The sequence below is a fragment of the Micromonospora luteifusca genome (assembly GCF_016907275.1).
GTDB lineage: Bacteria > Actinomycetota > Actinomycetes > Mycobacteriales > Micromonosporaceae > Micromonospora > Micromonospora luteifusca.
The window spans coordinates 2,697,275-2,709,579 of sequence record NZ_JAFBBP010000001.1 but is presented as its reverse complement, the minus strand read 5'-3'; the positions used below and the strand labels follow the sequence as shown (position 1 = coordinate 2,709,579).

Sequence of the window (12,305 nt, the reverse complement as noted above, 5' to 3'; positions counted from 1 at the left end):
CCCGGATGGTGGTTTCGGTCGCTACCTACGGTGGGGTAGGTTTCCGCGCGTGCTACCCCGCGCGCGCTCTCGTCTGCTGCTACCCGTCCTCGCCGCCGCGCTCGTCGGTGCCCTGGCCGGGTGTTCGCTGCTCGACCGGGACGTGCGGGGCACGTCGGTGGCGCAACCGTCCGCTGCGGCCGGTGGCGGATCGCAGCTGGAGATCCCCACCACGGTCGCCGCCGGCCAGGTCAGCCTGCTTCAGCGACTCGGCGCAGACGGCCCGTTGCGCACCCTGAGCGTCGAGCGGGACGGCGCGTGGCAGTGCCTCGACTGCGCCGGCGACGGGGTCACCTCCCGGGGCACCCTCGCCCCGGAGCTGGTCGAACGGCTCCAGGTGTTGCTCGCCGACCCGGCGTTGGCCACCGAGACCGATCAGGCGCGGACGTACCGAACCACCTGCATCGACGCACTCACGTCCAGCCTGCTCACCTCGACCGGGCTGATCACCTCGCAGGACTGCCCAGGTGAGGAGCGCACACGGGTCGCGGGGGAGATCCTGCTGCTGCTCACCCAGGCGACCCCGGCCGAGATCGTCGGCTGAGCACGCCAAACCGCCGCGCCGGTCAGAGCACCTTGCCGGGATTGAGCAGGCCGGTCGGATCCAGAGCCGACTTGATCGCCTGGTGCACCCGGACGCCGACCGGCCCGATCTCCCGGGCCAACCAGTCCCGCTTGAGCAACCCCACCCCGTGCTCTCCGGTGCACGTGCCACCAAGGTCCAGGCCGAGCCGCATGATCTCGTCGAACGCCCGTCGGCCTCGCTGCACGCTCGCCGGGTCGGCCCGGTCGACCACGATGTTCGGGTGCATGTTGCCATCGCCGGCGTGCCCCACCACGCCGATCGGCACCGCACACTCCTCCGCGATCCGGGCCACCCCGTCCAGCAGCGCGGCGAGCGAACCGCGCGGCACCGCCACGTCGTCGATCACCAGACCGCCGTTGCCGCCCGGGTAGGCGTCGGCGGCGAACTTCTCCATCGCCGGGTGGGCCAGCCGGCGGGCCTGCAGGAGCGCCGCGGCCTCCACCGCGTCGGTGGCCGCGTAGACCTCGTCCGCCCCGGCGGCCTCACACACCTCGGCCAGGGCGGCCAGGTCCTCGGCGGCCCGGCTGCCGGTGTCCGCGGCGGCCAGCAGCAGGGCCTGCGCATCGGTCCGCAGCCCCATCGGTTGGTACGCCTCGATCGCCCGCAGATGGGTCTGGTCGAGCAACTCCAGCAGGCTGGGGGTGAGCCCTCGGGCCGCGATCTCGGCCACCGCCGCGCCGGCCGCAGCGGTGGATCCGAAGACCGCCACCAGGGTCAGCGAGTCGGCCGGCGCCGGCCGCAGAGCCACCGTCACCTCAGTGATCACCCCGAGGGTGCCCTCCGAGCCGACGAAGAGCCGGGTCAGGTCGTAACCAGCCACCCCCTTGGCCGTACGCCGACCGGTGCGCAGCACCTCACCGGAGGCGAGCACCACCTCCAGGCCGAGCACGTACTCGGTGGTCACGCCGTACTTCACACAGCACATTCCGCCAGCGTTGGTGGCCACGTTGCCGCCGATCGTGGACGACTCCCAGGAGCCGGGGTCCGGCGGGTACCAGAGCCCCCGCGCGGCCACCGCCCCGGCCAGCGCCGCGTTGACCACCCCCGGTTGAACCACAGCGATCCGGCTCACCGGGTCGATCTCCCGAATCTCGTCCATCGCGACGGTGCTGAGCACCACCGCGCCGTCCACCGCGTTCGCCGCGCCGGCCAGCCCGGTCCGCGCGCCCTGCGGCACCACGGGTACGCCGTGGCGCGCCGCCGCCCGGACCACCGCGACCACCTGTTCGGTGCTGCGTGGTCGGGTCACCACGAGCGGGGTGCCGGCGGCGCACAGGTCGGCCTCGTCCCGCTGGTGCATCCGCAGCAGATCCGGGTCGGTGAGCACGGCGTCGGCACCGAGCGCGGCGCGCAGGTCGTCGAGGAGACTGGTGGGGGCCATGCAGCCGAGGCTAGGTCGGCGGCTGCCGATCATCAACATGATCGACTGCGCGGGATAACTTGGGCATCATGCTCTACCTGGACCGGCCTGCCTGGCCGTGGCGCGGTCGACTCTGGTCGCACCTGATCAGCGACGTCTCGTACGCCGAGTTGCACGCCTTCGCCGAGGCACTCGGCGCGCCCCGGCGCGGCTTCGACCGGGACCACTACGACATCCCGGCCGACCGGTTCGCGGCGGCGGTGTGGCTCGGTGCCCAGGAGGTGCCGAGCCGGGAGCTGGTCCGGTTGCTCCGCGCCGCCGGCCTGCGCCGCCCGAAGCACCTGGTCAGCCCGGGTCGGCCGCACCCGTCGCCGACTCGGTGAGCGCGGCCAGTTCGCGACGCACGTTGTCCCGGGCGGGCCCCTCCCACCGGCTGGCCAGCGGCGGCAGCCGAAACAGCGCCGGCAGCGCCAGCAGGCCCCTCAGCACCGCGGCTCGCCCGGCACGGAAGGCCGGCTCCGGCACATGGTCGTACTCCCGTCGGATCGCCGCCGCGTAGCGTTCGTACGCGGCCGGCGACGTGGCCAGCACGGCGAGGTCCGCGTCGCAGAGCAGCGCGCCGTCGGCGTCACCCGGCGCCACCTCGTGCCCGGCGGTGAGCAGCACCAGCCGGTGCACCTCGGCCACCGTGGGCGCCGGCACTCCGAGCCCGGTGAGCACGTCTTCGGCCAGCGCGGCGCTGTCCCGTTCGTTGGCGTCGCCGGCCGCTCGCGGGTCGTAGACCGCGTCGTGCCACCAGGCTGCCAGCCGGACCACGTCGACCCGGTCGGCCAGCTCGGCGTGCTGGTCCACCACGTCCAGGACCGCCGTCAGGTGGGCCAGCGTGTGGTAGTGCCGGTGCGGCTCCCGCCAGCGGGCGAGCAGTTGCTCCCCGGCCCCGGTCGACGCCGCGTCCGGCCGTGCACCAGCGCCGAGGGCCGCCGCCCGCCATCGTTCCAGCAGATCAACCACCAGCCGAGTCTGCCGTATCGCTTCGCGGCGCGGCACGGGAGGATTCAGCGGGCCGCCCACGGGTAGTCGCGCCCATGGCCGTGGCCCGGGACAACCGACCTCCGTTGGTGCGACGCACCGCGCTGCGCGAGGGCCTGGTGGACATCGACGGCGCGCGGATCGCCGAAGCCACCGAACAGCTACGCCATCGCGGCCGCGCCACCCTGCACGACCGGTTCCACCGGATACGGATGGCGGGCGGGCTGGCCGTGCAGGCGGGGCTGGCCGCCGGGGTGGCGTACCTGATCTCGCACAAGGTGCTCGGCAACCCGCAACCGGTCTTCGCGCCGATCTCCGCGGTCGGCACCCTGGCCGCGTCGGTCGGCCAGCGGTTCCGCCGGACCGTGGAGTTGATCGCCGGGGTGGGGATCGGCGTCGCCATCGGTGACTTCCTGATCTACCTGCTCGGCACCGGGGCGTGGCAGCTCGGCCTGGTGGTCACGGTCGCGATCCTGCTCACGATCTTCGCCGGTGCGAGTGTGGCGATCGTCATCCAGGCGGCAGCCACGGCGGTGCTGATCGTCACGCTGAGCCCTTCCACCCAGAATCTGGAGATCCCACGCTTCGTCGACGCCTTTCTCGGTGGTGGGGTCGCGCTGCTGGTCACGGCGGTGCTGCTGCCGCTGAACCCGCTCCGGGTGATCAACCGGGCCGCCCGACCGGCGCTGGACCTGCTCGCCACCCAGCTCGACGTCACCGCCGACGGGCTGCGCAGCCGCGACCGGGCGAGCGTCCAGCGGGCACTGGATCGGCTGCGCAACAACAAGGACGAGCTGAACACGCTGGCCGAGGCGATCGAGGGCGCGAAGGAGACCTCCACCCTCTCCCCGGCCCGCTGGCACCGCCGCGGCGAGCTGATCCACTACGCGGAGGCGGCCGACCCGATCGACCGGGCGATGCGCAACACCGGCACGCTGATCCGCCGGTCCGTCACGCTGATCGAGGACGAGGAGCCGGTTCCCGATCCGATGCCGGACGCGATCGGCCACCTCGCCGAGTCGGTCCGGCTGCTCAAGCACGAGTTCGCCGCCGGTGAGGAGCCGGAGAAGGCCCGGGAGCGGTCGCTCCGGGCGGTCAGCGAGGCCGGCCGGGCGTACGGCGCCGGGGTCGGCTTCTCCGGCAGCGTGGTCATCGCCCAGGTCCGGACCACCGCGAGCGACCTGCTGGTGGCCTCCGGGATCGAGCAGGAGGAGGCGAACCGGTGGATCCGCACCGCCTTCGGCGAGCAGGAGCGGCCGATCGGTGAACCGGCCGAGCCCGACGAGGGGCCGAAACCACCCACCGCCCCACCGGTGGGCTGAGCGGGATCCAGCCCAGCTCGGCGTGCTGTGCCCTCAGCCCAGCTCGGCGAGCGCGGCGAGCAGCCGGTCCACCTGTGCTGCCGTGCTGCCGAGGCCGATGCTGGCGCGCAGTGCGGTCGGCGGCAGGTCCCGCCGGCCGGTACGCCCCGCCGCCTCGGTGAGCAGCCGTCGGGCCAGCGGGTGGGCGCAGAACAACCCGTCGCGTACGCCGATCCGGTGCTCGCCGGCCAGCCGCGCGGCCACGTCGGCGGAGTCCCAGCCGGCGACCACGAACGAGACGATGCCGACCCGCGGCGCGTCCGGGCCGAAGGTACGCAGCTCCACCACGTGCGGCAGGGCGGCGATGCCGGTCCGCAGTCGGGCCAGCAGCGCCTGCTCGCGGGCGGCCAGCGCGGCCCGGTCGGCGTCGCCGAGCGCCGCGCACACTGCCGCCAGCGCCACCGCGCCGAGCAGGTTCGGGGTACCGCCTTCGTGCCGTGCCGGACCGGTCGTCCAGGTCACGTCATGGGTGGCCGGACCGACGCGGCTGGTGGCGCCGCCGCCCGCCAGGTACGGCGGGGCCTCGTCCAACCAGTCCGCCCGCCCGATCAGCACGCCCGCGCCGAACGGCGCGTACAGCTTGTGGCCCGACACGGCCAGGTAGTCGACGTCGAGGGTGAGCAGGTCGACCGGGGCGTGCGGGGCGAGTTGCGCGGCGTCGAGCACGATCCGGGCACCGTGCCGGTGGGCCACCTGGGCCAGCTCGGCGACCGGCCACAGCTCACCTGTCACGTTGCTCGCACCGGTGACCGCGACCAGCACCGGCAGCGCCGGGCTGCTGCCCCGACGTAGCTCGCTGAGGGCGGCGGCGAGGTCGCGTACCGCCCCGGCGGGGTCGGTGGGCACCGGGAGCCGCACCGAGCCGCGCGGCCAGGGCAGCAGGTTGGCGTGGTGCTCGGAGGCGAAGGTGACCACGGTCGTGCCGGCCGGCAGCGCCCGCGCCAGCAGGTTGAGCGCGTCGGTGGTGTTGCGGGTGAAGATCACGTGATCGTCGGCGCGGACGCCGAAGAAGTCGCCGATCGTCTGCCGGGCCTGCTCGTACGCGAGGGTGCAGCGCCGGGACAGTGCTCCCGCGCCACGATGCACGCTGGCGTACCAGGGCAGCAGCTCGGCCACCGCGTCGGCGGCGGCCTGCGCGCACGGTGCGCTGGCCGCGTAGTCCAGGTTGATCTCGCCTGGCACGCCGAGGACGTCGAGCGGCCGCGACGAGGCCGGCGTGGGCGTGGCGTCGAAGCGGGTGGGCAGCGAGGGGACGAGGGTGACGGGCACGCCGGAACCTCCGGGGTCAGGGACCCCGGGTGCACTGTTGGGACGGGGTCCGCGCTTGCCCAGCACACCGATCGGGCTGGGCCCGGTCATCACCCGGGGCACCCCACCGCGAACTCGACGAGGGTTGCCGGCCAGCAAGCCGGGGCTGAACGCTGGCACTCGTGACCTGTCGGCAGCATAGCGGCTACCGATGCGCCCGGACCAGCCGGCAGCGGATGGCTACGCTGACCGCATGGCCGACACCCCGCCCGGTTCACCTCTGCCGTCGTCGCCCGCATCCACGGCCCCGTCCGTCGGCGAGGCACCCCGGATGCCGTTGCGCCGACTGGGCTGGCGACGGTTCCTGGTGCTGGCCGGGGTAGTGCTGTTCATCGCCGCCTGCGCGGTGTTCATGGTCTTCACGCTCGGCCAGTCGCTCGGCGCGCAGGCTCTGCTGATCGGGGTGGCCGCCGCCATTCTGCCGGTGCCGGTGCTGGTCGCCTGCTTCCTCTGGCTGGACCGGTACGAACCGGAGCCCTTGAAATATCTGGTCTTCTGCTTCGCCTGGGGGGCGTTCGTCTCCACCGCCGCCTCGCTCACGGTGAACGACTTCGCCGCGAGCCGCTTCGACGACTGGGGCCTGCCGTCCGCGCTCACCGGGGTGCTGGTGGCGCCGTTCGTCGAAGAGCTGACCAAGGCACTGGGCCCGATCCTGCTGCTGGTGTTCCGCCGTCGTGAGTGGTCCGGGATCACCGACGGCCTGGTCTACTGCGGGCTGTCCGCGGTCGGCTTCGCGATGGTGGAGAACATCCTCTACCTGGGCGGGCTGGGCTACGCGTCCGGTGCCGACCGTTATGGCCCGGCGACGGGCATCCAGCAGGTGATTTCGATCTTCATTCTGCGGATCCTGTTGTTCGGGTTCGCCCATCCGCTCTTCACCTCGATGACCGGTATCGGGCTGGGCATCGCGGCGCGGACGGCCGACCGGAGGGTGCGGGTGCTCGCCCCGATCGCCGGCCTGCTGCTGGCGATGATGCTGCACGGCACGTGGAACCTGCTGCCCACGCTGACCCAGGTCACCGGCGAAGCGTTGATCATGCTGTACGGCTTCCTGGGCCTGATGGTGCCGGTCTTCTTCGGCACCGTGGGATTGGCGGTGTGGCTGCGCGCCTGGGAGGGGCGGCTCACCGAGCGGACATTGCCCGACTACGTCCGTGCCGGTTGGCTGAGCCCACCCGAGGTGGCTGCGTTGAGCAGCCTCGGCAGGCGGCACGCGGCCCGCAGTTGGGCGCGGCGGGTGGCCGGCGACGCCGGGGTGCGGGCGATGCGCGGCTACCAGTCCGCCGCCACCCGGTTGGCCCTGCTGCGCGACGGGACGCTGCGCGGGTTGGACCGTAAGCCCGCCGACCAGGAACGGACCGCACGGGAGGAGCGGGAGTTGCTGGACACCATCAGCGCGTACCGGTCGTTCTTCGTCGGTCGGGACCCGCAGGCCCCGACGGGGGTCTGGGACGGCAGCCGCTACCACCTGCGCTTCCCGGACGGTACGCAGCGTTCGGTGGATGCGCCGGACGAGCCGGTGGTGCCGATTCCGGTGGTGCTGGCCCCTGCTCCGCCTCCGGTGGGATACGCCCCGCCCGGCTGGCCCGGCCTGCGCCCTGCGGCGCCGTGGCCGCCGGGTCATCCCTGATCGCCGGCGCCCCGGCGGGCCGGTTCAGGTCATCAGGGTGGTGAGGAAGTCACCGAAGCCCTGGAACATCGCGATCAGCGCAGCCCCGATCGCCTTGAACATCTGCGCGGCGCCGTCCGGCCGGAAGGCCACGAAGTAGATCAGGAACGCGACACTGCCCCAGGTCAGCAGCTTCTTGACGAATACTGGCATCGTCCCTCCCCAGGGCCACGGTCGCCGGATGGCTTCCCGTCGTGCGCCAGGGCAAACGGTGCGCGGCCGGGCCTGCTGGCCGGGGGAGGTGGGTCAGAGGTAGAGGCCGGTGGGATCGTTCTCGATCCGCTCGGCGGCCACGGCGTGCACGTCCCGCTCCCGCAGCAGCACGTACCCACGGCCGTGCAGCTCGACCTCGGAGCGGTCGTCCGGGTCGAAGAGCACCCGGTCGCCGGAGACGATGGCGCGGACGTTCGGCCCCACCCCGACCGCGGTGGCCCAGGCGAGGCGCTTGCCGACCGCGGCGGTCGCCGGGATGACGATGCCGGCGGTGGAGCGCCGCTCGCCCTCGCTGCCCTCCATCCGCACCAGCACGCGGTCGTGCAGCATGCGGATCGGCAGGCCGGTGTCGAGATCGTTGTCGGCGGTCACGCCGCAAACGCTACCGTGTGGCCGACGGCGGACCCGCCGGTGGTTATGCCGGTGGTGGTCGGGGCATTGTGTGGCGGAACTGCCCTACGGTGTCGGGAACGGACGTATGCTGTCCGACCTGTTGTCGTGGGCGGACCGGCTTTTCTGCCAGGAGGTGCGCTTGAGCCGCTTCGAGCGGGTACGCGGGCGGCTCCGCCGCGCCTACCAGTCGCGGAAGGAGTCGGCGCGCGCCGACCAGCGCACGTCGAGTGAAGAGTTGACCGACGTGTCGGAGGCGGCCCGGCTGGCGTCGCCGGCGGTGCCGGGGCCGACCGCACCGCCGAGCGCCGCGGTCTACGGCGCGGAAGCCCCGCTGGACCTGCACAGCTCGACCGCCAGCCGGGACGACGCCGACGTCCCGCACGGGCTGCGGATCGCCGCCGCGTGGTGCTGGCGACTGATCGTGATCGGTGTGGTGGCCTGGGCCCTGCTCAGGATCGTCGGCACGATCAAGATCGTGATCATTCCGCTGGCGATCGCGCTGCTGCTCTCCGCGCTGCTCGCACCGGCGGTGGGCTGGCTGCTGCGCGCCCGACTGCCCCGCTCGCTGGCGACGGCAGTGGTGCTGGTCGGCGGCCTGGTCGCGGTGATCGGCACCCTGACGCTGGTGGTCAACGAGTTCATCCGCGGTGTGCCCGAGCTGAGCGAGAAGTCGTCGGAGGGTGTCCGCCAGATCCAGAACTGGCTGAAGACCGGCCCGCTGCACCTCTCCGACACGCAGCTCGACCGCTACATCGACGAGGCACAGGCCTGGATCAACGACAACACCTCGAAGTTCACCAGCGGGGCGCTGAGCACTGCCGCGACGCTGGCCGAGGTGCTGACCGGCACGCTCCTGGTGCTCTTCGCCACGTTCTTCTTCCTGCGCGACGGCAACCGGATCTGGCGCTTCCTGGTTCGGCTGCTGCCGGTCGCTGCCCGGTGGAAGGTCGACGACGCCGGCCGCGCCTCCTGGCACACGCTCGGCGCCTACGTCCGAGCGACCGTGCTGGTGGCCTTCATCGACGCGGTCGGCATCGGCATCTTCCTGGTCATCTTCGACGTCCCGTTCGCCTTCCCGCTGGCCGCGCTGGTCTTCCTCGGCGCGTTCATCCCGATCGTCGGTGCGGCGCTCTCCGGTGGTGTGGCGGTGCTGGTGGCGCTTGTCGACAGCGGCCCGGTCACCGCGTTGATCATCTTGGGCGCGGTGATCGGTGTGCAGCAGATCGAGGGGCACGTGCTCCAACCGCTGATCATGGGACGGGCGGTCGCCCTCCACCCGCTCGCCGTGATCATCGGAATCGCCGCCGGTGTCGTACTCGCCGGCATCACCGGCGCGCTGGTCTCCGTGCCGCTCATCGCGGTACTTAACACCGCGATCCGCAGGCTTGCCGCTCGAAGGGTTCCGGACACCCCGCCCGACGCCGTGGTCGTCGCCTCCCAGGCCCCCTAGACCACACCCCGTCCCGCGGCCTGGACCCGCGCGTCCCGCGGCCTGGACCCGCGCGTCCCGCGGCCTGGGCCGGCGTCAGGACTTGGCCAGGCGTTCCAGGGCGCCTCTCGCCACCTCGGGGCGGGTGGTGTACCAGAACGGCGGCAACGAGCGGCGCAGGAACGGCCCGTAGCCCCGGGCCGTCTCCAGTCGGGAGTCGAGCACCGCGACGACGCCCCGGTCGCCGGTCGCCCGGATCAACCGGCCCACGCCCTGAGCCAGCCGTACCGCCGCGATCGGCACGCTGACCGCAGCGAAGCCGGAGCCGCCGCCCGCATCCACGGCGGCGGCACGAGCCGCCGCAAGCGGCTCGTCCGGTCGCGGGAAGGGCAGCCGGTCGATGACCACGAGCTGACAGGCGTCACCCGGCACATCCACCCCCTGCCAGAGCGACATCACCCCGAACAGACAGCTGGCACGTTCCTCCCGGAAGCGGCGGACCAGCAGTGGCAGGGCCTCCTCGCCCTGCAACAGCACCGGCAGGTCGGTCCGCGCGCGGAGCAGCTCCGCCGCCTGCTGCGCGGCCCGCCGGGAGGAGAAGAGCCCGAGAGTACGACCACCGAGCGCTCCGACCAGCTCGAGCAGCTCCTCCCCAGCGGCGTCGGGTAGCCCGGAGACGCTGGGCCGGGGCAGGTGCGCGGCGACGTACAGGATGCCCTGCCGGGCGTAGTCGAACGGCGAACCAACGTCGAGCGACCGCCAACCGGGGCCTTCGGTGGCCGGTACGACGGCATTCGGTGTGACGTCGCCGGCCAGGCGACGGCCCGGCGCCTCGGCGGCCGGGCGGCCCGGGCCGGTGCGGGCCGCCAGTGCGGCTGCGGCGGCGGACGGCGGGGCGGGTGGCGGCGCGTCCAGCCCGAGGGCGCGGGCCACCGTGTCGAACCGGCCGCCCAGCGCCAGGGTCGCCGAGGTGGCGACGACGGTGCGTTCGTCGTACAGGTGGGTGGCGAGGGTGCCGGCCACCGACAGCGGCGCGACGACCAGGGCCCGGCGGTTGCCGCTGTCGTTCTTCTCCACCCAGGCCACGTCGTGGTCGGCCTCCTCCAGGAGGCGCTGTGCGGTGGTGGAGAGTTCGTCGAGCGCTGCCTTGGCCTGCTGCTTGCGGACCGGGTCGGGATCGTCGGACTTGATGTCACCGATCGCGTCCAGGGCGGACCGGGTCGCCGCGTCGAGCAGCGTGCACGCTTCCCGCAGCGGTGTCGGCAGCCCGGCGGTGATCCGCCCGGCCGGCGCCTCGGCCAGCCCGACCGCGAGGGCGTCGCCGGCGGCGGTGAGCGCGTCGGCGGTCTCCGGCCGCAGCAGCGGGCGTGCCCGCCGGGTGGTCCGGTCGATCAGCTCCGGCACCAGCTCGGCCTGGGCCGCGGAGGAGACCCGGTCGGCGAGCTCGTGCGCCTCGTCGACGATGAGCAGCTTGTGCGGCGGCACGATGTGCCGGTCGGCGAGCATGTCGACCGCGAGCAGGCTGTGGTTGGTCACCACGATGTCGGCCTCGCGGGCCCGGGCCCGCGAAGCTTCGGCGAAGCACTCCTGCCCGAACGGGCAGCGGGCCGCCCCGACGCACTCCCGGGCCGGCATCGACACCAGCCGCCAGGCCTGATCGTCGACGCCTGGGTCCAGCTCGTCCCGGTCGCCGGTGGCCGTCCGTTCGGCCCAGTCACGCAGCCGCTCGACCTGCTTGCCCAACCGGCCTGCCTCACCGAGCCACTTCGTCCCGCCGCCGGGGCGAGCCGCGGGGGCGTCGAAGAGGGTGTCCTCCGGTTCCTCCTCGGTGGAGTTGTCCAGTCGGGCAAGGCAGAGGTAGTGGTGGCGACCCTTGAGCACCGCGAAGGTGGGCCGGCGGCCCAGCAGCGGCTCCACCGCGTCGGCCAGCCGGGGCAGATCGTGGTCGACCAACTGGGACTGCAACGCCAGGGTCGCGGTGGAGACCACTACCGGGCCGTCCACGGTGAGCGCCGGCGCGAGGTAGGCCAACGACTTGCCGGTGCCGGTGCCCGCCTGCACGAGCAGATGCTCGCCGCCGGCCACGCACTCCTCGATGGCCGTGGTCATCTGCTGCTGGCCGGGGCGTTCCGCGCCGCCCGGGACCGCGCCGACCGCCGCCGCCAGCAACTCCGTGCCACTGGGCCGGGCGCCCCGCCGCCGGCTCCCGGCACGGGCCGATGGGGTGGCGGAACCGGTGGCGGTGCGGGGCGGAGTCACCGTGCGACGGTACCCGCCGCCGCCGACACGGGCTGCGCCCATCCGCCGCGTGGCGTGCTGCCGGGCCAGCTGGTCGTCGCGGGTCCGCGCCGTCCGGTTACGGCCGCGCTACGACGCGTGGGCAGTATCGGTTAGGGTGCGAATCATGCCGAGCGACATGGTCCGAGTGATCTACCGCAAGTACGACGGCAGCGCCCACCGCGACTACCCGGCCCGCCGGCTCACCGAGGACGACCTCGGCGTCTGGCTCGGCGTGCCGCAGGGCACCGAGTCGGTCTACCACGGCCGGCCGTCGGTGGAGAAGATCCCGTTCGTGCTGCTGGTGCCGCATCGCGCCTGGTGGACGGCCATGTTCAACCCACCGCCCCGCACCAGCGAGGTCTACTGCGACATCGCCACCCCGGCCCACTGGGAATCCGACGACACGGTCCACCTGATCGACCTGGACCTGGACGTCGTCCGGCGTCGCGCCACCGGCCTGGTGGAGTTGCTCGACGAGGACGAGTTCGCCGAGCACCGGGCACGATTCGGCTACCCGGACGACGTGGTGGTCGAGGCCGAAGCCGCAGCCCAGCGGTTGTTCGGGGCGCTCGGCGACGGCACCGAGCCGTTCGCCACCTCGTACCGCAAGTGGTTGGCCCTGGTGGTTTGATCCCGCA

The 12,305-nt window shown here is 73.2% G+C and carries 12 protein-coding genes and 1 riboswitch; of the genes, 6 read left to right on the top strand and 6 right to left on the bottom strand.

Annotated elements, in window-relative coordinates; all coding sequences use genetic code 11:
* Positions 1-49: 49 nt before the first annotated feature.
* Positions 50-583, top strand: a complete 534-nt coding sequence (locus JOD64_RS12060) for a hypothetical protein (protein WP_204942313.1) — start codon at positions 50-52, stop codon at positions 581-583.
* Positions 584-605: 22 nt separating this feature from the next.
* Here JOD64_RS12060 and JOD64_RS12055 read toward each other — a convergent pair whose 3' ends face one another.
* Positions 606-2,006, bottom strand: coding sequence for an FAD-binding oxidoreductase (locus tag JOD64_RS12055; protein ID WP_204942312.1), 1,401 nt, complete (start codon positions 2,004-2,006; stop codon positions 606-608).
* A gap of 68 nt (positions 2,007-2,074) precedes the next feature.
* On the opposite strand from JOD64_RS12055, the gene JOD64_RS12050 reads away from it, so the two are divergent.
* Positions 2,075-2,368: a DUF4031 domain-containing protein gene (locus JOD64_RS12050; protein ID WP_204942311.1), complete on the top strand. Its 294-nt coding sequence runs from the start codon at positions 2,075-2,077 to the stop codon at positions 2,366-2,368.
* Here the strand turns inward: JOD64_RS12050 and JOD64_RS12045 are convergent.
* Positions 2,331-2,996 (bottom strand): HD domain-containing protein, encoded by a 666-nt coding sequence (locus tag JOD64_RS12045; protein ID WP_204942310.1) that lies wholly within the window; start codon positions 2,994-2,996, stop codon positions 2,331-2,333. The two genes, JOD64_RS12050 and JOD64_RS12045, sit on opposite strands and share 38 nt — an antisense overlap.
* A gap of 137 nt (positions 2,997-3,133) precedes the next feature.
* Here JOD64_RS12045 and JOD64_RS12040 point away from each other — a divergent pair, with 137 nt between their 5' ends.
* Positions 3,134-4,336: an FUSC family protein gene (locus tag JOD64_RS12040; RefSeq protein ID WP_307813930.1), complete on the top strand. Its 1,203-nt coding sequence runs from the start codon at positions 3,134-3,136 to the stop codon at positions 4,334-4,336.
* A 33-nt stretch (positions 4,337-4,369) separates the two neighbouring features.
* On the opposite strand, the gene JOD64_RS12035 is transcribed toward JOD64_RS12040, so the two are convergent.
* On the bottom strand, positions 4,370-5,620 hold the full coding sequence (locus tag JOD64_RS12035; RefSeq protein ID WP_204946024.1) for an aminotransferase class V-fold PLP-dependent enzyme: 1,251 nt from the start codon (positions 5,618-5,620) through the stop codon (positions 4,370-4,372).
* Positions 5,621-5,690: 70 nt separating this feature from the next.
* A riboswitch (SAM riboswitch) is annotated at positions 5,691-5,811 on the bottom strand.
* A 23-nt stretch (positions 5,812-5,834) separates the two neighbouring features.
* Here JOD64_RS12035 and JOD64_RS12030 point away from each other — a divergent pair.
* Positions 5,835-7,313, top strand: coding sequence for a PrsW family intramembrane metalloprotease (locus tag JOD64_RS12030; protein ID WP_204942309.1), 1,479 nt, complete (start codon positions 5,835-5,837; stop codon positions 7,311-7,313).
* A 24-nt stretch (positions 7,314-7,337) separates the two neighbouring features.
* On the opposite strand, the gene JOD64_RS12025 is transcribed toward JOD64_RS12030, so the two are convergent.
* Both JOD64_RS12025 and JOD64_RS12020 read right to left on the bottom strand, forming a co-directional pair.
* The gene (locus JOD64_RS12025) at positions 7,338-7,505 is read right to left on the bottom strand and encodes a hypothetical protein (RefSeq protein ID WP_172862117.1); all 168 of its coding nucleotides are present in this window, start codon (positions 7,503-7,505) and stop codon (positions 7,338-7,340) included.
* A gap of 93 nt (positions 7,506-7,598) precedes the next feature.
* Positions 7,599-7,937: a GroES family chaperonin gene (locus tag JOD64_RS12020; protein WP_110563819.1), complete on the bottom strand. Its 339-nt coding sequence runs from the start codon at positions 7,935-7,937 to the stop codon at positions 7,599-7,601.
* A gap of 106 nt (positions 7,938-8,043) precedes the next feature.
* On the opposite strand from JOD64_RS12020, the gene JOD64_RS12015 reads away from it, so the two are divergent.
* Positions 8,044-9,408: an AI-2E family transporter gene (locus tag JOD64_RS12015; protein ID WP_239559485.1), complete on the top strand. Its 1,365-nt coding sequence runs from the start codon at positions 8,044-8,046 to the stop codon at positions 9,406-9,408.
* A gap of 75 nt (positions 9,409-9,483) precedes the next feature.
* On the opposite strand, the gene JOD64_RS12010 is transcribed toward JOD64_RS12015, so the two are convergent.
* Positions 9,484-11,688: an ATP-dependent DNA helicase gene (locus tag JOD64_RS12010; protein WP_204942307.1), complete on the bottom strand. Its 2,205-nt coding sequence runs from the start codon at positions 11,686-11,688 to the stop codon at positions 9,484-9,486.
* A gap of 103 nt (positions 11,689-11,791) precedes the next feature.
* Between JOD64_RS12010 and JOD64_RS12005 the strand changes: the two genes are divergently transcribed.
* On the top strand, positions 11,792-12,298 hold the full coding sequence (locus JOD64_RS12005) for a DUF402 domain-containing protein (protein ID WP_204942306.1): 507 nt from the start codon (positions 11,792-11,794) through the stop codon (positions 12,296-12,298).
* Positions 12,299-12,305: the final 7 nt, after the last annotated feature.

What these genes read in the sequence shown, in the direction of transcription:
- JOD64_RS12055 (WP_204942312.1), bottom strand. Translation starts at nt 2,006, where the DNA reads ATGGCCCCCACCAGTCTCCTCGACGACCTGCGCGCCGCGCTCGGTGCC.
- JOD64_RS12050 (WP_204942311.1), top strand. Translation starts at nt 2,075, where the DNA reads ATGCTCTACCTGGACCGGCCTGCCTGGCCGTGGCGCGGTCGACTCTGG.
- JOD64_RS12030 (WP_204942309.1), top strand. Translation starts at nt 5,835, where the DNA reads ATGCGCCCGGACCAGCCGGCAGCGGATGGCTACGCTGACCGCATGGCC.
- JOD64_RS12025 (WP_172862117.1), bottom strand. Translation starts at nt 7,505, where the DNA reads ATGCCAGTATTCGTCAAGAAGCTGCTGACCTGGGGCAGTGTCGCGTTC.
- JOD64_RS12015 (WP_239559485.1), top strand. Translation starts at nt 8,044, where the DNA reads ATGCTGTCCGACCTGTTGTCGTGGGCGGACCGGCTTTTCTGCCAGGAG.
- JOD64_RS12010 (WP_204942307.1), bottom strand. Translation starts at nt 11,688, where the DNA reads ATGGGCGCAGCCCGTGTCGGCGGCGGCGGGTACCGTCGCACGGTGACT.
- JOD64_RS12005 (WP_204942306.1), top strand. Translation starts at nt 11,792, where the DNA reads ATGCCGAGCGACATGGTCCGAGTGATCTACCGCAAGTACGACGGCAGC.